We start from the raw sequence: 17,045 nt of genomic DNA on the forward strand, positions 1-17,045 counted from the left end.
TCAACCTCTGTCCATCTTGCCCCTGTCCATTCCCGGCCATCCTAAGCCAATGCCTCGGCGGGAAACGAACCGGGCACGGCCGTCAGGCTGCGCAGACGCTCGACAAGCACACGGCAATCGCTGCGATCGTAGCTCCAGGTTCTCGGGTTGCGCGCCAGAACACGCCCCTTCAGCCTGGCGAAGCGATGCTCCTCCATCTTGCCTAGCGCGGCTTCGAGCGCTTCGGGCGACGCTTGCGGCAACAGCACGCCGATATCCTGCTGCTTGAGGAACCGCCCGGTCTCGGTATTGCCCATCGAGATCGGCACCGCGCCGAAACGGCAACCCTCATAGAGCCGGTTGGGCAGAAGCCATTCGGAGTTCTGCCCCGCTTCGAAGAAATCGATCGCCCAGGAAAAATGGACATCGTTGTAGATCGCCGCCATGTCTTCCGGATTGCGGTAGGGCCCGAGAAACGATAGCCATGGCTCGGCTTCGACAAAGCCGTGAAAGTCCGGGAATTCCGACAAAGCCGGACGGCCGCGCAGCACGATCTCGAAGCGGCCCTCCATGCGGCGGGAGAAATCAGCCAGCAGCTCGAGCGAGCGGCGGCAGCGCAGCGCGCCGAACCAGCCGATCCGCCATGGCGGGCCGACCGGGCTCTCTTCAGCCTCCGGAGCGCCGGGCACAATCGTCGCGGCCTCGAAATATTTGTTTTCGACCAGCTCGATGGGTGCCGCGACCTGGCCGAACGGCTTGAAATAATTGGCGATGAAGGCAGGCGAACTGGTCACCAGCAGCTTCACATCCCTGGCCAGAAATCGTTCGGTGGCACGCAGCGCCTTGCCCAGGACATCGTTGCGCAGCACAAGCCGATGAATGTCGAGGCACTCGTATACGATCGGAACCGATGCACCGAAGGGTGACCTGGCGCGGCGGGCAAGCGCCAGCATTTCCAGGTTGCGCGCGACGATGACATCCGGCTTTGGCATGCCGCCCAGCTTCGAGCCTATCGAAACGGCTGCTTTGGCTACGGCCGCGAGGCGTTGGCCGAATCGCCCGTCACGCGTCCCGCCGAGGTCGATCGGGCGCAGTCCCTCGATATCCGCAATCGGATTCGCGGTGCGACGGAAGCCGGCCAAGGTGACCTGGGCCCCACCTGCCCTGAGCATCGTGATCCGCCGGCGCACCGCCGGGTCGGAAACGTCGTGCACTAGGTACAAGACATGCAGCATAAAAACTCGACCGCTGTTGGCCCACCCAAGGGAATGCTAGTACAGGTCTTGCTGCATCGCAACATTTTTGGTGCGGCGGTTCACGTTTTCTGTTGCACTGCAAAATTATTGCCGTAGTTTGTGGTCGGCGGCGGTCGTGGATTTTCGGGCTCGAAAATCCACGTAAAAAATCAGGAATCCTGAATTTGGAAGCCAATGCATTCGATCCGCCAGAAGGCTCCTTGCGCAAATCGGTTGGGCGCGGCGCGGTCGTCACGGCCATGGCGCAATCGGTGCGGGTCGCGACACAGATTCTGTCGGTTATCGTCCTGTCCCGGTTGTTGTCGCCACAGGATTTCGGTGTCGTGGCGATGTGCGCGCCGGTGCTTGCCTTTATCGCACTGTTCCAGGATTTCGGCCTGACCCAGGCAACGATCCAGAAATCAGGCATCCGGCATGAGGAGGTGAACTACCTCTTCTGGATCAATGTCGCCGTCAGCGCGATCCTGGCTTGCGTGCTTGCGGGTGCGGCGCCGCTGGTTGCTGCCTTCTACGGCGAGCCGCGCGTGACAGGTCTGGTGGCTGCGTTCGGGCTGCAGATCATGGCCTATGGGCTTGGCGCCCAGCATCTGGCGCTCTTGACGCGCCGTATGCAGTTCGGCCGGCTGGCCGTCATCGACGTCGCCAGCGCCATCGCCGGGCTTGCCGTGTCGATCGCCTGGACCTTCATCGATCGCTCCTATTGGGCCCTGTTTGCCGGCACGCTGACCGGTGCCGTGCTGCCGACGCTCTGCTACTGGGCGAGTTCGCGCTGGCGTCCGGGCCTGCCGCGCAAGGTCGCCGGCATCGGCGAGCTGATCAATTTCGGCGCCGGCATCACCGGCTTCAACTTCGCCAATTTCTTTGCCCGCAACCTCGACAACGTGCTGATCGGCAAATATTGGGGCGAGGCGCAGCTCGGCCTCTATGACCGCGCCTACAAGCTGCTTCTGTTTCCGCTGAGCCAGATCACCAACCCCTTGTCGAAGGTGATGGTTCCAGCACTTTCCAGGCTGAAGGACGAGCCGGATCGCTACCGCAGCGCCTATCTGCGCGTCATGCCGCTGATCCTGCTGGTGGCGCTTCCCGGTGTCGCCTTCGCCACCGCGATGTCGGATGTGCTGATCCCCTTCGTGCTCGGCGAGCAATGGCGCGCAAGCGCCTCGATTTTCCTGGCGCTCGGCTTTGCCGGGCTGCTGCAGCCGCTCAACAATCCGGCGGGGTGGCTTTTCGTCAGCCAGGGCCGCTCCGGCGATTTCATGCGCTGGGGCATCATAACGGCCGTGACGTCGGTGCTGGCTTTCATGCTCGGCCTGCCCTATGGCGCGCTGGGCGTGGCGATCGCCTATGCGATCAGCGAATATCTGCGGACGCCTTTCCTATGGCTCTATGTCGGCAAGAGCGGACCGCTGCAGGCGCATCATGTGCTGCGCGCGGCAACGCCGTTCGTGCTTGGCGCCCATCTGGCGCTGGCCGCGATCTGGTTCGTCAAGCCAGCGCTGCCGCAGCAGCATGTCGTCGCCCTGGCCAGCAGCGCCGTGTTCGCCTACCTCATCACGATCATCATCGCACTGGCATTCGCCTCCGGCCGCGAAGCCTTGCGCGAGGCGCTCAAGATGCTGCCGGCAAGGCTGCCTGCGGCAGCGCCGCGCGAAGCGCAATAATTTGGGCGTCTTCGACTGCTACGGACATCTCCTCCAGGACCAGGTCTGAACCATGCACTACCGATCGATCTCCGATATGAACGACGCCATCGTCAGGGGCCTGCACCGGCTGCCGCGCGACATCGACCTGGTCGTCGGTGTGCCGAGAAGCGGCGTTTTGGCAGCGACGCTGGTCAGCCTTGCGGCGAACATTCCGATGACCGATCTCGACAGCTTCCTGGCTGGGCGAATCTACACATCAGGCGTCACCAAGCGCCGGGCCGCTCTCGACCGCAAGGTTTCCGAGATGCGCAAGGTGCTGGTGATCGACGACAGCGTCGCCGGCGGCAATGCCATGCGCGACGCACGCGCCCGCATCCAGGCTGCGGGCATCGAGGCGGACTTCACCTTTGCCGCCGTGTTCGGCCTTGAGCCCCTGCACCAGGAAACCGACCTCGTCTTCGAGGTCGTGCCGCATCCGCGCATGTTCCAGTGGAACTTCATGCATCACAAATTCCTGGCGCAATGCTGCGTCGACATTGACGGCGTGCTGTGCCTCGACCCGACAGAGGCGGAAAACGACGACGGCCCGGCCTATGAGAAATTCCTCAGCGAAGCGCGGCCGCTCCATGTGGCGACCCACAGGATCGGCTGGCTGGTCACCAGCCGGCTGGAGAAATACCGCGCGCTCACCGAGGCATGGCTCGCCAAGCATGAGATCAAATACGACCAGCTGATCATGCTCGATCTGCCGAGCAAGGCGGAACGGCAACGACTCGGCGCGCATGGCAGTTTCAAGGCCGATTTCTACCGCAAGTCCGATGCCATCCTGTTCATCGAGAGCGAGCACGAACAGGCGCTGAAGATCACCGAACTGTCAGGCAAGCCGGTGCTGTGCGTCGAAACGCATATGGTCAGCTTCCCCGACGCGCTGTCGCTGCCGGCACTTGGCCAGGCGGCCCGCAACCTGCCGGCAAGGCTGCGGCAGATCAAGTCGCAAGAGGGCCGCAAGAGCGCCGCCAAGACCATTGCCCGCGCACTGCTTGGCGCCCGCGGCTACGAGACGCTGAAAAGCCGGGTCAAGCGTCCGGCCTGACCTGCTCAGGCGGCGTCGTCAGGCCGCCTGTCGCGCGCGCTGCTGCATGGCCCTGTCCAGTATCGAGAAGAAGGTGATGAACTGGCGATCGGGATCGAGTTCCGGGCGCCCGGCGAAGCTGCGAGCGAGACCGGAAAGCCGGTCATATTCCTGGTTGTCGTTCCACAGCCGCCTGACGGCCGCGACCCAATCGGCCAGCGGAGCATCGTAATCCAGCACCACGCCACCGGAGCCGACAGCCTCGGGCAGACCGCCGCGCCGCGAACCGATAACGGGGATTCCGCTGCAATGGGCCTCCGAAGCGACGCGGCCCCACGCCTCTTCCCACTTGCTGGGAGCAAGCAGGATCTTCGTGCGACCATAGACCGTCTTCATGTCGCTGGTGCGGCTCTCCAGGACGACATTGCCCAAGGGAGCGATCGTCTGTTCGATCCGCGCCCGGTGATCGTCGTCGAGCTTCCAGCTTTCGACGAACAGGAATGGAATTTCGCGGCAGGCGCCGGCAATCCGCACCGCGAGCTCAAATCCCTTTTCCTCATAGGGGTTGATCAGCGTGACGAACTGGCCCGTCGTCGGCGTCGAGTAATGCGCCGGGTTGATGGTTGGCGGGATCACCGCTGCCTCGATGCCGAATTCTTTTTTGTAGGTTCGCGCGGTGAAGTCCGAATTGGCAATGTAGAGCGCCGAATGCAATTCGCGCAGATCGCCGCCCAGTTCATGGAACTCGACATTGCGGAGATAAACGACCAAAGGCACGCCCTCCGCCTGCAGCGCCTTGCCGATCGGAACCGATTTGTGACACTGGACCACGGCGACATCGGGCTTCAGCCTGTCGACGGCATAACCCGCCGCTTCCCAGGGAAACCAGGCCCGCACCACCGGATAGCCGGGATAGCTGTCGACAACCGCCGGCTGCCGCAACAGCTTCATCTTGGCGCGCGCCTTGAAGCCGAAGACACCGTCACCGAACAGGGCGGCGAGCACAGCGGCTTCATGACCGTGCTCGATCAGCTGTTCGGCCAGATGATGCGTGCTCGACTGAACGCCGCCACTGAACTCGGGCGGGTAGCCGTTGCCGCCTGCAAAGAGAACTTTCATGATCGGGCTCCTTGTCGCATCTCGTATTCCTTGCTCGAAGACAACAGGCAAAGGCCGCCGCCTCGCTTTCGACGTCAGGCAAGTTTCGGCGGCTCCAGATTGGCGAAGGGATTGGTACAGGATTGCCAGCCGGTAAACCGGATCGGGTCGTTGGGCGAACTGCGCCAGGCGTAGTCCGTCAGCATATGGAATTCGGCGACGACCCAGCGGTCGAAATGCAGCAGATCTTCCCGCTTCCGCCGGGGCAGCAAGCGACGCGCGGCGCCCAGTTTGAGCTCCTCCACCAGGGTGACGGCGTCACTCAGTTTTTCGCTTGGGAAATTCCATGGATTCCTGTCGCGGAACGCCAGCACGAACTGCTGCAGATGCTCGATGCGGATGTTCAACTTGCCAAGATATTTTTCCAGCGTGACGCGCACCAGATCCTCGTCCGAGAAGGAGGAAACGGTGGCGTAGGCGACCCCCGTCGAAACCACTCCGCCAGCCAAGACGGCCAGGGCCGAGCGTCTGGAAATCTCGATCATGCGATACCTCCTTTCACGCGATCCGGCTCGCCGCCCGCAAGGACAGCGCTGCCGCGGTCAGGCTCGGGTTGGCGCAGGAGCAGCTCGGATAGGTGCTGGTGCCGACGACGACCAGGTTTCTGAGCTGATGGTGGATCATGCCGCTGTCGACCACAGAATCGGCCGGGCCGGTGCCCATCCTCAGCGTGCCCTGGACGTGCGATTCGGTCGGCCGAATGCCGCGGTCGAAGAGCTTTTCGACCGGCAGCGGCGCCAGAAGGTCAGGCAATTTCTCCAGAGCGCGCGCCATGCCCTTCACCGCGTAGTCCGAAGGCGCCTTGAAGCTGACGAAGGCATTGTCATCCGCGTCAAGCGTGACGTAGTTCTCGGGGTCGAGCAGGTTCTCGGTGACCACGACCAACGGCAGCGCCTGGCGTAGCCGCCCCTTTTCGGCACGCATTCCGTGCTGCCAGCGGTTCTCGAAATAGACCAGTGCCGCCGCATGCTCCGATCGGTGAGGACCATCATAGAGGCCGAAATTCAGGCCGGTTGTGATGGTGCTGCCGTCGAAATTGTCGACACCGTCGAGATAGACCTCGAAATTCCAGCCGTAGGATTCATGCAGGCCGCTGCCGACAAATTCGCCGCCCAGGCCGGATCGCAGCATGATCGCCGCACTCTGGATGGCATTGGCGCCGAGAATGAAGAGATCGCCGCTGACCTGGTATTCCTTGCCGTCATGGCTGAACGTGACCGAACGGACAGCGCCGCCGACGTGATCGAGCCGGCGCACTTCCGCACCGAGGCAGACCGAGATGTCGGGATGCTCGAAGACGTGCATCAACCCGTTGTTGACGGTGAATTTGGCGTCGACCGGGCACAGCCAGCAACGCAGATTGGCACAGCACGAGCTGCGCTGCGCGGTCGGCACGCGAGCCCGCGCGGTTGGCATGACGAAGTGCTGGTCGGGCTGCGCCGCCTTCATCATCCTGTCCGGTGTCGACATGCGATGCGGCGGTTGCGGAAACGGCTTCGAGCGGGGCAGCATCGCCGCCATGTCGGGGTCGCCGGAGATCGACATGATGTCTTCCGCGTCGCAGTAGAACGGCTCGACGTCGTCATAACTGATCGGCCAGTCATTGCCGATGCCGTAGGTGCTTTTCAGCCGGAAATCATTGGGATGAAATCTTGGCGTCTGCGCGAACCAGCAGTTCGTCCCGCCACCCAGTCCGATCGTGTAGTTCCACGGCTTGTCGGAATTGGTCTTGTAGGTCGTCTCGTCTTCGATGTCGGTGTTAACGTTCTGTTCGAGCTGCCATTCATGGGTGTTGTGGCGTCCCCACTCCAGCACCAGAATGCGCGCCTTTCGGCGCCTGGCGAACTCATGCAGGAAGAAGGCCGAACCGAAGCCGGAACCGATCGCGACGAGATCGAAATGATTCTTGGTGATTTGCTCCGGCTTTACGTCCAGCACCATCAGCTACAACTCCACACAGAAATACGCGCTCAACCCCAGCGCCCGCAGGCCGTGTGCGGACCGGTCTTGCATCCGGCTGCCAGGGCCCTGTCTCATGCCGCCATTCTGCCGATCGAGTGATATTCGATGCCGTGGCGGGCGATGACCTTGGGGTCATAGAGGTTGCGGCCGTCGAAGATGACCGGCGTGGTCAGCGCGTCCTTCACCGCGTCGAAGGACGGCGCGCGAAAGCTCTTCCATTCTGTGGCGATCAGCAGCGCATCGGCGCCGCGAAGCGCCGCCTCCTTGGTGCCGCACAGAAGCAGGTCGTCGCGCAGCCCGTAGATGGCCTGGCATTCCTGCATCGCCTCGGGATCATAGGCCTGCACATTGGCGCCGGCCTTCCAGAGCGCCTCCATCAGGACGCGCGCCGGCGCCTCACGCATGTCGTCGGTGTTGGGCTTGAAGGCCAGACCCCAGAGCGCAAAGGTCCTGCCTTTGAGGTTGCCCTTGAAATAGCGGTCCACCTTGTCGAAGAGAACCGATTTCTGTGCGTTGTTGCGCTCCTCAACGGCGCGCAGCAGCTTGGCGTCGAACTTGACGCCTTCGGCGGTCTTGATCAGCGCCCGCACATCCTTCGGGAAGCACGAGCCGCCATAGCCGAGGCCCGGATAGATGAAATGGTAGCCGATGCGCGGATCGCTGCCGATGCCCTTGCGGACCTCCTCGATGTCGGCGCCGAGTTGTTCGGCCAGATTGGCCATCTCGTTCATGAAGCTGATCTTGGTCGCCAGCATGCAGTTGGCGGCATATTTGGTGAATTCTGCGCTGCGCACGTCCATCACGATCATCTTCTCGTGGTTGCGATTGAACGGCGCGTAGAGTTCGCGCATCACAGCCTCGGTGTCCTCGCTGTCGGTGCCGACGATGATGCGGTCCGGCTTCATGCAGTCGGCAACCGCGGACCCTTCCTTGAGGAATTCCGGATTTGAAGCGACATCAAAAGCCAGGTCCTCGCGGCCTCTTTTCTTCAGCGTGTCGGCGATCCTGGCCTTCACCTTTTCGCAGGTGCCGACCGGCACCGTCGACTTGCCTACGACGATCTTGGGTTTGTCCATTTCGCGGCCGATGGTCTCGGCGACTGCCAGCACATATTTGAGGTCGGCCGAGCCGTCCTCGCCCGGCGGCGTGCCGACCGCGATCATCTGGATCTCGCCGTGCCTGACAGCGGCGGCGGCATCCGTTGTGAACTTGATGCGGCCGGCGGCATGGTTCTCCTTAACGAGGTTTTCCAAACCGGGTTCGAAAATGGGAACCAGGCCCTGGTTGAGCCGCTCGACCTTGGCGGCGTCGATGTCGACGCACACCACCTGGTGCCCGACTTCGGCAAGCACCGCCGCCTGCACGAGGCCGACATAGCCAATTCCAAACACCGTCAAATTCATTCGGTTTCATTCCCATGCAAGGCAGCGGACCGTTTTCGGCCCCGCCGGTTCAAATCGACTTTCCCAACTACTTTACACTGCATGCCAGCGATTCCGGAAATTGACAGGGTTCGCCGAGCGCCGTGAAGGCGACCCGCTCGACCTGCAGGGAAAGCTTGCGGCCCGGATCCGCGAACGCTCCCATCCAGCCCTTCATCGTATCGCTACCCCAAAAGCTGAAGAATATCTTCTGTGCATGGCTGGGCAGCTTCGCCGGGTCGGTAATCGTGTTCACCAGTTGGCCGTTGACGTACCATCGCAAGCTGTCCTTCTGCCAGACGAAGGCGTAGTCGTTGAAGGCCTTCTCCGTGCCGCCCGGTACGTCGACCAGTTTCTCGTTCTTGCCCTTGCCCGCGATATAGGCGTTGACCTGCACCTTGGAGGTGTCCTTGGTCAGGACCTCGAAGTCGATCTCGTCCCAGGGCTGCTTGTCGCTTGGACCTATATAGGTGAAGAACGCGGCGTTGAGGCCGGAGCCGGTATCGGTCTTCAGCCGTGCCTCATAGGTGCCATAGCCGAAGCGCTGCTTGGTCTGGATCTCGCCGCAGACGTAGTCGCGATCCTTCAGCGTCTGCTTTTCGAAGCCGAGCGACAGCACACCATTCGACAGTTCGACCATATTTTTCGACCAGGTGCAATTCTGATGGCTGCCGTTGCTCCAGCCGTCGGAAACATACCAGCGCGTGCGGTCGAAGCTTTTGAAATCATCGACAAAGGACGGCGATGTCGGAATGTCCTGGGCATGGGAAGGGGTTGCCAGGAAACCGCCAAGAGCAGCCAGCAGCAACGCACCGAGCGACCCCAGCCGCCGGGCGGCTTGTCCGGTCCGATATGCGAGAGGCGGTGCGTCAATTGCCGTCGTAGGTTTCGGATTCCAATTCATACCAAACTCACCTTTGCGCTGTGTGTCCCCAACCCAAAGTCGACGTTCGAACCGCTCCTGCACGGGCCAACCTTGACCTTCCTTGTGACCCTCTCGATTGCTTCTGCTTCCCGCCTTGCATCAAATCTGTTGCAACAGTTCCGAGCCTTCACGTTCAATCTCTGCCGGCGCCTGCCGGCCAGGCGAATTCCGCCGCGGCGGCCGAGGAGGCATCCTCGTCAAAGACCGTATCCAGCGAATGACGGAGCTCTTTCATCATGCCGTCCTGGCGCGACAGCGCCGCGATGCGGCGCTCGCAATTCAGGATCGACTGTGTCAGTGCGCTGACTTCCGAAGACCGCTTGTCGGAAGCAGAGCCGTTTTCCATCGCTTCGACCAGAAAGGCGGCGTTGGTCGACGTCGTCCGGTAGCGATTCTCAAGCCCGGTTCTCTCGGCCTCGATCTCGGCCGCAATCTGCTCGAACAGCTTTGCCAGACGATCGAGACGTGAAACATCGGCCTGACGGTCGCGGGCCGGATCCCTTGATCTGAAACCGAATATCGAGGCCATGAACTCAGGTTCCCGTCATCGCCGGCTTGTGGGCCGGGCTTCTGGCCGATCCCCGCAGCCGGGGCTCAAAAACTCGTGTTGCGTTGTCGTGCTCCTTTTGAGGGAGAGACATCAGACCAATCCGATCGGGGGCCAAGTTCGGCTGGTCGTCCACTATGCTGCACCGCAACATAGACTGCCATCGTCGGAGCCGCGAGGCAACCACCCAATTCGTAAACTCATAAATCCGGCCGAAATGGTTTGCGTGATGACATGCCGCGAGTGGACAAATCGCTGCATCGGGACCGCTCTCAGCGTTCCTTGCCCGTGCTGGTTCCGGCCATCAGAAAGCGCAGCGGCGGCACAGGCTTTTGGCTGGACACAAGGCCGACACGACGAAACAGCGCCTCGAGCTTGTCGGAAGCCACGCCCTGGACGATGGGGACGAGGTTGGACAGGCTGGCGAAGGCGTAAGCCGCAGCCGAGCCCAGCCCCCGCTCGGCCTTGACGTCAAGGAAATTACGCAGCCGATATTTGTCGCGCACGTGCCGTTCATGCCGCCGCAGCACCGCCTTCGAGCCTTCCGGCAGGCTGTCGATCGCCAGCAGCGCCAGATCCGCATCGGCCAGACGCTTCAGGTCCTGGGTCTTGTGGCGGCCGCTCAGGGAATCGGCGCGGACGATGGCGCCGTAGCCGCAGGAGCGAATGACCTTGAACCGCGCCCCGCATGCGACCGCGCGGGCGTAGAGTTCATAGTCCTCGCCCAGCCGCAGGCTCTCGTCGTAGCTCAACCCATGGCGGTCGAGGAAGGCACGGCTGATCACCGGCTTCAAAAAGCCCAGTTCGCCCCTCTGCACGCGGCGCCTGGAGATGTTGCCTTCGACGAAACGCTCGAAATCGAGGAATTCCGGATCGGCGGCAAATTGCGGCGCGACGATTTTCGTCGCGTCGCCTGTCGCATCATCCCTGATCAGCATGATGTTGTCGGCGGCGAAATCCCAATCGGCGCCGGCAAACAAGTTGCGAAACCGGCCTTCGAGGAAGAAATCGTCGGCATCGAGAATGCTGATGAACGGCGATTTCGAGCCGGCGATGGCTGCGTTGCGGGCAAAGGAGGGGCCGCGATTGACATCGAGGCGCATCACGGAGAGCCGCCCGCTGCCATCATCGGCGGATCGTGCGACACCGGCGGTGTCGTCGGTGGAGGCATCGTCGACGACCACGACCTCCGCCACTTCCGGTTCGCGCAATGCGGATGCGATGGCGACGGCGATTGTCGCTGCGGCGTTTTTTGCCGCGATGATCACGCAGACCTCGGATTTCGTCATCGACATGGATTTGCCTCTCGTACAGGTAATATCGATTTGCCCTCGCCCCGTACTCGTTCGATGCACTACAGAATTGCCATCAGCATCCAATTTACCTTCAGCGACTCGCCGGCCGCTCGAAGATGCGGCGGCTGATATCGGCGGACGCCGCCCAGCCTGCTTCGGCCAGATAGCGGACCGGCGCGCGGCCGCACAGTTCCCAAAGCACCGTTCGCCGCTGCGGCCACCGCAGCGACGGCAGCCACGGCGCGATGACCATGCTGAGCAGATCCTCATTGCCGATGCGCGGCAGGATCCTGGTCGCGCGCTGCGACAGCAGCGTGCCGGCACCGCCGAGTAGCACGTCGGCGGCGCGCAGGCCAAGCAGCAGCGTGTCGTCCAGACCTTGCGCGGTAGCGGCATCGAGCAAACGCTGCTGATCCGCCTCGTCGAGGCGGCCGGCGCTGGCGCCGATATCACAGACGTATCCGGCGCAGGGTTCCCGGTTGAAAAGTGCCTTGGCGACGCTGATGCAGGACAAAAGCAATGTATCGGCCACCGAGGTGAACGGCACCGTCGCACCGGCGATTTCGACCTGTCGCTTGCGCCGCAGGAACCCGTCCGCGTCGCGCGGGCTTGGCGAGCCGGGCTGCTGGAGGCGGTAGTGGAGATCGACGGTGGACGACCTCGGCCCGTCGTCCCGGGTCATGTGCTGTTCGCCGAGGAAGCGGACCCACCAGACGGAGCTCGACTTGCCTGATACCTCATAGCCGATCTTGCGAAGCGCATCACGCGCCCTGAAAAATCCGAGCGGCGAAACCAGGATGTCGACATCGCCCGAGGGCTTCATAAAATGGTCGTCGTAGAGAAGTTGCTGCTGGAACGGACCCTTCAGAAAAACGAAATCGATCTCGCTGGCGCGCAGCACGTCCTGGATCGCCATCGAATCCATGATGCAGGACGCGTTCATCGAAACCGTTTTCCTGCGGTAGGTGTCGAGCCATTGGAAAAGCTTAGTTGGCCTCTGAAGCGCGGGTGCGCGCGAAAGCGCCTTGAGGACAAAGACGGCGACCTTGTTCAGCCTGGCAATCTCGGCAATTTTTTCACCGTCAAGATGGCGCATCGAAACGTCGCCCGCGCCCGGGCCGGCGAAAAACAATCGCAGGCAAGCCTGCACATAGGCCACCTCGCCGGCACAGCCGGCGGCGCGCAATCGTTCGTATGAGCCATCCGGCAAGGCCATTTAGCGCACAGTCTCCCAAGAAAGCGTTTCGCGCCGACACTTATGCTGCAAGTGCGAAGCAAGCATCACCAAAAACCTCGATGCCGTAAAGCCTTTCCTTCTGCAGTGCGAATTTTTGCCACCAAAGCGTCTATCGAGGTGGCATCGGAAAGCAGTGAAAACCGCGGTTGAAATGTCCCTTGCCACGTCGGCTTAGGCAATCTCCGGACGATTTCTCAAATGGAAATTCTTTTCATTAGAGAGGCCTAAATATAGGCACAACGCAAACGGGTTATGCAAGCAAAATCAAATGCTTAAAGAATCAGCACAGGCGCGATCGTCGTGCACAAGGAATCGGCTAAAAAATGACAAGTTTTAGGCATGCCGCTCATGTGACGACGCCAGCAACCGTAATTGATTAACAGAAAGTAAAACAGTCTTGACTCATAAATGCTGCCGTGCAGCTATTGCATTGCAGCATAAAAGTGCTGACGGCACTCGACAGGCCGTTTCCAGTCCTAAATCGGAGAGTAAAATGGAACAGAATGTTGAAAAGCATGAATATGAAACGCCAAGCCTGACGGTCCATGGTTCGATTGAGACCATCACCCAGGGCGGCGGCGGCAGCACGGCGATCGACGCATCGTTCCCCGCGCATACGCCGATTGGCGACCTGACGTTCTCCTGAGACTTACAGCCGATTCCAGAGTGACATGTTGGGACTCTGGATTCAAAAGCAGACGTAAGAGGGGTCGGGGGGCCAGCCTCCCGATTTCTCCTGCGCCACCTGGAGATGTCGCAGCGTTTTGTCAGCGAGGTTTGGGGATGAACGGGGAGCTATCCGACCGTGATCTGGGCGACCACGATAGCGTGTGCGCGACCAAGGATGCCGTGGCTTGCGAGTTCGGAGATGGCTTGGCGCTGCTCAATCTCAAATCCAATGTCTACTACAGCCTGAATGGCGTCGGCGCCTTCATCTGGGATTTGATCCAGGAACCCCGGTCGATCGGCGACATCCGCAGCGCCGTGCTTGCGCGCTACAATGTCGACCCGGCGCGCTGCCAGGCCGATGTCGACGCATTGCTGAAGGGCCTGGCCGATAATGGGCTTGCGAGACGGCATCATGAGGCACTTGTCTAAGCCGGTCCAGCACAAGTCCCTGGTTTCACGGGCCCTGGTTTCGCGGGCCTTGTCTTCGCGGGCCACGGCTTTACGGCAGGAACCGGCGAGAGAAACAAACGTCAAGCAGACGAAGCGCGGGGGAAGCCGGCGCGGGCTGGTCAGGATTTTCTCCCTGAGTGGCTCGGAAATGATCTTCCTTGGCTATTGCCTGCTGGTGGTGGCGACAGTTCGGCTGGGGCTGACGCTGTTGTCCTACAATCGTGTACGCAGCCTGGTGACGCGCCTCGACGCGCCGCAGTGCGCCTCAATGGGCGAACTGCGGCGTGTCGCCTGGGGCGTTGCCGCCGCGGCCCGTTTCGTCCCTTACGCCACGTGCCTGACCCAGGCGCTCTCCGGCCAGTATATTCTCGCCCGCCAAGGCAATGAATCGACGATACGCATCGGCATCGAACGTGGCACAGGCGAGCAGTTGAAAGCACATGCCTGGCTGGTCAGCGACAACCATATCGTGCTTGGCGGATCGATCGACGGCTTCGCCCATCTCGTCGACCACGGCAGCCGATGAGCGGCGTCGCCGGAATCCTGTTGTGCGGAGCAAACGCACCGGCGGTCGCGGCGGCCGACATTCAGCAAATGCTGGCGCGCATGCGCCATCGTGGTCCTGACGGCAGTTCTTGGTGGCTGGACACCAGCATCGCCCTTGGCCACGCCTGGCTCAACACATCGGATGAAGTCGGTCCGGGCCCTTTGACGATGGCTGGGGGCCGGCTCGCCATCACCGCCGATTGCCGGCTGGACAACCGTGACGAGTTGCTGGCCAGGCTCGGTATCCGCGACCAGTCGGTAGCCGACGCGATCGTGCTGATGCGGGCCTATCTGCGCTGGGGCGAAGCCTGCCCGGAGCATCTGCAAGGCGATTTCGCCTTCGCCATCTGGGATGACGAGCGGCAATCGCTGTTTTGCGCGCGCGATCATTTTGGCGTCAAGCCGTTCTACTACCACGCGGCGGACCGGCGTTTTGCCTTTGCGTCGGAGATCGGGCCGATCCTCGGCGTCGAGGGTATCCGCGCACGTGTCAACGAGCGCCAGATCTCCGGCTTCCTGGCCGGGCTTCCCGACGACCCGCAGTCGACCCCCTACAGCGATATATTCAGCCTGCCGGCCCGGCACAGCCTAACCGTTACCGCGCAACAGGTGATGCTGCGCCGATACTGGCAGATAGAGCCGTCGGCGCGGCCCTTGCGGTCGGATGCATCGGAGGAATTCGCCCATCTGTTCTCGCAATCGGTGCGCAACCGCATGCGAGGGACCTCGGCGGTCGGAGCAATGCTGAGCGGCGGCCTCGATTCCTCGTCTATCGCCTGTGTCGCCGGCCTGCAGAATGCCGCCGCGCGCAAGCCGAAGCTGCCAACCTTCTCGCTGATTTTCGAGAAGGGCTCGCCGATGGACGAGCGGCCCTTCATCGATGCCGTTCTCGACCAGCAGAAGGTCGACGCGACGCTGATCCCGGTTGGCAACTATGCCCCATTTGCCGAATTCGAGCGCGTGCTGGAAGAACAGGAAGGAACGTTCCTGGCGCCGGGCCTGACGCTCACCCGCGGCATCTACCGGACTGCCGGCGCCAAGGGCATCAAGGTGCTGCTGGACGGCCATGGTGGCGACGAGGTCGTTTCACAAGGCCACGGCCACCTGCACGAGCTTGCGAATGGCGGCCGATGGATGGATCTGTGGCGCGAGGTCCGCAGCGCCTCCAACACCTATGGCGACAGCACGCTTGGCCTTTATCTCCAGTTCCTGACCCTCTACGGGCCGGCCTGGCGCATCGCCAGGCTGAGGCATATGGCCAACCGTGCCCTGAACAAGATCCGCAAGCCCGCGCAAGTTTCGCGCGCACGAAGCTGGCGCGACCTGATCAATCCGGACCTGGCCAAGCGCACCGAGCTTGTCGACCGGTTTCACCGGGCCGGCTACATGCCGCCCGGCGTCCAGGCCAGCGATGCCTTGAGCCATCGCTGGATCCTGTCGAACGGCTATGTCCCGCATGCTTTCGAGGTTCTCGACAAAGCCGCCGCCAATTTCGGGGTCGAGCCGCGCTACCCCTTCTGGGACAAGCCGCTGGTCGAGTTCTGCCTGGCGCTGCCGGGCGAGGAGAAGCTGAGCCACGGTTTTGGCCGCTATGTGCTGCGCCGCGCCATGCAAGGCGTATTGCCGGAGGCGGTGCAGTGGCGGCGCGACAAGATCGACTTCACTGCCAATCTCGTCAACGGCATGCTGCGCAACCATCGCGACCTCCTGGAACAGCTGCTGGTCTCGGATGCGAAACGCATCGCCCCTTACGTCAATCTGCCGCAAGTGAGTGCCGCCTATGCGCGGCTGCTGCGCCAGCCCGATCAGGCAGCCCCCCTGGATGTCCAGTATGTCTGGCGCTCGGCCTCGCTGTCGCTCTGGCTGCGGCAGCTCCAGCATGGCGGGAGCCCCGCATGATGCCGCGCAACGAGCCGCTCGCTCTATGCAATGATGATGCCTTTTCGCATGGCCGGGTCAAGCGAGAACGCCGCTTCTACCGGGCCTACGGCCTGACCATCGCGTCGGAGGTGACGTTGCCCGAACTGCAGCCGGCGGCGCCGGGGGCGGCGGATGTCGTGATTGCCGTCGGCGCGATCGACCTGCCAAAGCCCTCGCCCGAAGCCGCGACCGACTTTCGCTTCGAGCCGGACCGGCAATATCTGGCGTGGCATGCCGTGGGCGCGTTCCTGATCACCGATTCCAGCCGTATCGACATCGAACCGGCGCCCGGCGTCGACGACGCGCTGCTCGCGTTTCCGCTGCTTGGTCCGGTCATGGCGCTGCTCTTGCACCGGCGCGGCCTGCTTGTCCTGCATGCCAGTGCCATCGCCGCCGCCGGCACGAGCGCCATCTTCATGGGTGACAAGGGAGCCGGCAAGTCGACGACCGCAAGTGCGATGATCCGGGCCGGGCATCGACTGCTTACCGATGACGTGGTGGCGCTGGACCTCGCCAATCCGAGTGAGCCAATGACCGTTCCGGGCTTTCCGCAGATCAAGCTGGCGGCCGACGCCGCGGCGGCGATCTCGCTTGGGGAAGCGGAAGTGCGGCCGCAAGTGCATGCGGCGATCGACAAGATGCAGCATCGCCTGAACGGTGGCTTTTCGGGCGACGAGGTGCCGGCGACCAGGATCTATATCCTCGAGCGCGGCGAAAGGGCTGACATCACGCCCTTGCCCGCCATTGCCGCCCTGCCGGCCATCATCAAATTCTCCTATGTGACGCGCTTCGGCCGCGCGGCCCTGCCCGGCGACTTCGCGACGGCGCATCTTCGGCAATGTTCATGGATTGCCAACCATATCGGCGTGTACCGGCTGGAAGTCCCGACGGGCCTGGACAGGATCGGCGAAGCCGTGGAACTGATCGAAAAGGATCTGTCGGCTGGCAGCCGGCGGTTGTGAGCG

General features: G+C 62.3%; 16 protein-coding genes. 7 read left to right on the forward strand and 9 right to left on the reverse strand.

Annotation, left to right across the window (positions count from 1 at the left end; genetic code table 11):
- Positions 1 to 41: 41 nt before the first annotated feature.
- On the reverse strand, positions 42 to 1,214 hold the full coding sequence (locus MESCI_RS01150) for a glycosyltransferase family protein (RefSeq protein WP_013528103.1): 1,173 nt from the start codon (positions 1,212 to 1,214) through the stop codon (positions 42 to 44).
- Between the two features lie 185 nt (positions 1,215 to 1,399).
- Here MESCI_RS01150 and MESCI_RS01155 point away from each other — a divergent pair, with 185 nt between their 5' ends.
- On the forward strand, positions 1,400 to 2,896 hold the full coding sequence (locus MESCI_RS01155; protein WP_013528104.1) for a lipopolysaccharide biosynthesis protein: 1,497 nt from the start codon (positions 1,400 to 1,402) through the stop codon (positions 2,894 to 2,896).
- 52 nt (positions 2,897 to 2,948) lie between these two features.
- Complete coding sequence (locus tag MESCI_RS01160; protein WP_013528105.1) at positions 2,949 to 3,971, forward strand: phosphoribosyltransferase family protein; 1,023 nt, start codon at positions 2,949 to 2,951, stop codon at positions 3,969 to 3,971.
- Positions 3,972 to 3,989: 18 nt separating this feature from the next.
- On the opposite strand, the gene MESCI_RS01165 is transcribed toward MESCI_RS01160, so the two are convergent.
- From MESCI_RS01165 to MESCI_RS01200, 8 genes are all read right to left on the reverse strand, one after another.
- Entirely contained in the window at positions 3,990 to 5,069 is a 1,080-nt protein-coding gene (locus MESCI_RS01165; RefSeq protein ID WP_013528106.1) for a glycosyltransferase, read from the reverse strand.
- A 74-nt stretch (positions 5,070 to 5,143) separates the two neighbouring features.
- Positions 5,144 to 5,593 (reverse strand): hypothetical protein, encoded by a 450-nt coding sequence (locus tag MESCI_RS01170; protein ID WP_013528107.1) that lies wholly within the window; start codon positions 5,591 to 5,593, stop codon positions 5,144 to 5,146.
- Positions 5,594 to 5,606: 13 nt separating this feature from the next.
- On the reverse strand, positions 5,607 to 7,049 hold the full coding sequence (locus MESCI_RS01175; protein WP_013528108.1) for a GMC oxidoreductase: 1,443 nt from the start codon (positions 7,047 to 7,049) through the stop codon (positions 5,607 to 5,609).
- 92 nt (positions 7,050 to 7,141) lie between these two features.
- On the reverse strand, positions 7,142 to 8,473 hold the full coding sequence (locus MESCI_RS01180) for a UDP-glucose dehydrogenase family protein (RefSeq protein WP_013528109.1): 1,332 nt from the start codon (positions 8,471 to 8,473) through the stop codon (positions 7,142 to 7,144).
- Between the two features lie 67 nt (positions 8,474 to 8,540).
- Positions 8,541 to 9,395 (reverse strand): endo-1,3-1,4-beta-glycanase ExoK, encoded by an 855-nt coding sequence (gene exoK / locus MESCI_RS01185; RefSeq protein WP_013528110.1) that lies wholly within the window; start codon positions 9,393 to 9,395, stop codon positions 8,541 to 8,543.
- Between the two features lie 154 nt (positions 9,396 to 9,549).
- Positions 9,550 to 9,945 (reverse strand): hypothetical protein, encoded by a 396-nt coding sequence (locus MESCI_RS01190; protein ID WP_013528111.1) that lies wholly within the window; start codon positions 9,943 to 9,945, stop codon positions 9,550 to 9,552.
- 290 nt (positions 9,946 to 10,235) lie between these two features.
- On the reverse strand, positions 10,236 to 11,258 hold the full coding sequence (locus MESCI_RS01195) for a glycosyltransferase family 2 protein (RefSeq protein WP_013528112.1): 1,023 nt from the start codon (positions 11,256 to 11,258) through the stop codon (positions 10,236 to 10,238).
- 91 nt (positions 11,259 to 11,349) lie between these two features.
- Entirely contained in the window at positions 11,350 to 12,474 is a 1,125-nt protein-coding gene (locus tag MESCI_RS01200) for a nucleotidyltransferase family protein (RefSeq protein WP_013528113.1), read from the reverse strand.
- A gap of 514 nt (positions 12,475 to 12,988) precedes the next feature.
- Here MESCI_RS01200 and MESCI_RS01205 point away from each other — a divergent pair.
- The 5 genes from MESCI_RS01205 to MESCI_RS01225 all read left to right on the forward strand — a co-directional run bounded on the left by MESCI_RS01205 (position 12,989) and on the right by MESCI_RS01225 (position 17,042).
- Complete coding sequence (locus MESCI_RS01205; RefSeq protein ID WP_010913078.1) at positions 12,989 to 13,141, forward strand: lasso peptide; 153 nt, start codon at positions 12,989 to 12,991, stop codon at positions 13,139 to 13,141.
- Between the two features lie 137 nt (positions 13,142 to 13,278).
- Entirely contained in the window at positions 13,279 to 13,593 is a 315-nt protein-coding gene (locus MESCI_RS01210; RefSeq protein ID WP_013528114.1) for a PqqD family protein, read from the forward strand.
- A gap of 169 nt (positions 13,594 to 13,762) precedes the next feature.
- Positions 13,763 to 14,140, forward strand: a complete 378-nt coding sequence (locus MESCI_RS01215; RefSeq protein ID WP_245268582.1) for a lasso peptide biosynthesis B2 protein — start codon at positions 13,763 to 13,765, stop codon at positions 14,138 to 14,140.
- Positions 14,137 to 16,059 carry a lasso peptide isopeptide bond-forming cyclase gene (locus tag MESCI_RS01220; RefSeq protein WP_013528116.1) on the forward strand — a complete coding sequence of 641 codons (1,923 nt, stop codon included), beginning with the start codon at positions 14,137 to 14,139 and terminating at the stop codon, positions 16,057 to 16,059. The genes MESCI_RS01215 and MESCI_RS01220 overlap by 4 nt, the downstream gene beginning before the upstream one ends.
- Positions 16,056 to 17,042, forward strand: coding sequence for a phosphoenolpyruvate carboxykinase (ATP) (locus MESCI_RS01225; protein ID WP_013528117.1), 987 nt, complete (start codon positions 16,056 to 16,058; stop codon positions 17,040 to 17,042). The genes MESCI_RS01220 and MESCI_RS01225 overlap by 4 nt, the downstream gene beginning before the upstream one ends.
- Positions 17,043 to 17,045 lie beyond the last annotated feature (3 nt).

The organism is Mesorhizobium ciceri biovar biserrulae WSM1271, from assembly GCF_000185905.1.
GTDB lineage: Bacteria > Pseudomonadota > Alphaproteobacteria > Rhizobiales > Rhizobiaceae > Mesorhizobium > Mesorhizobium ciceri.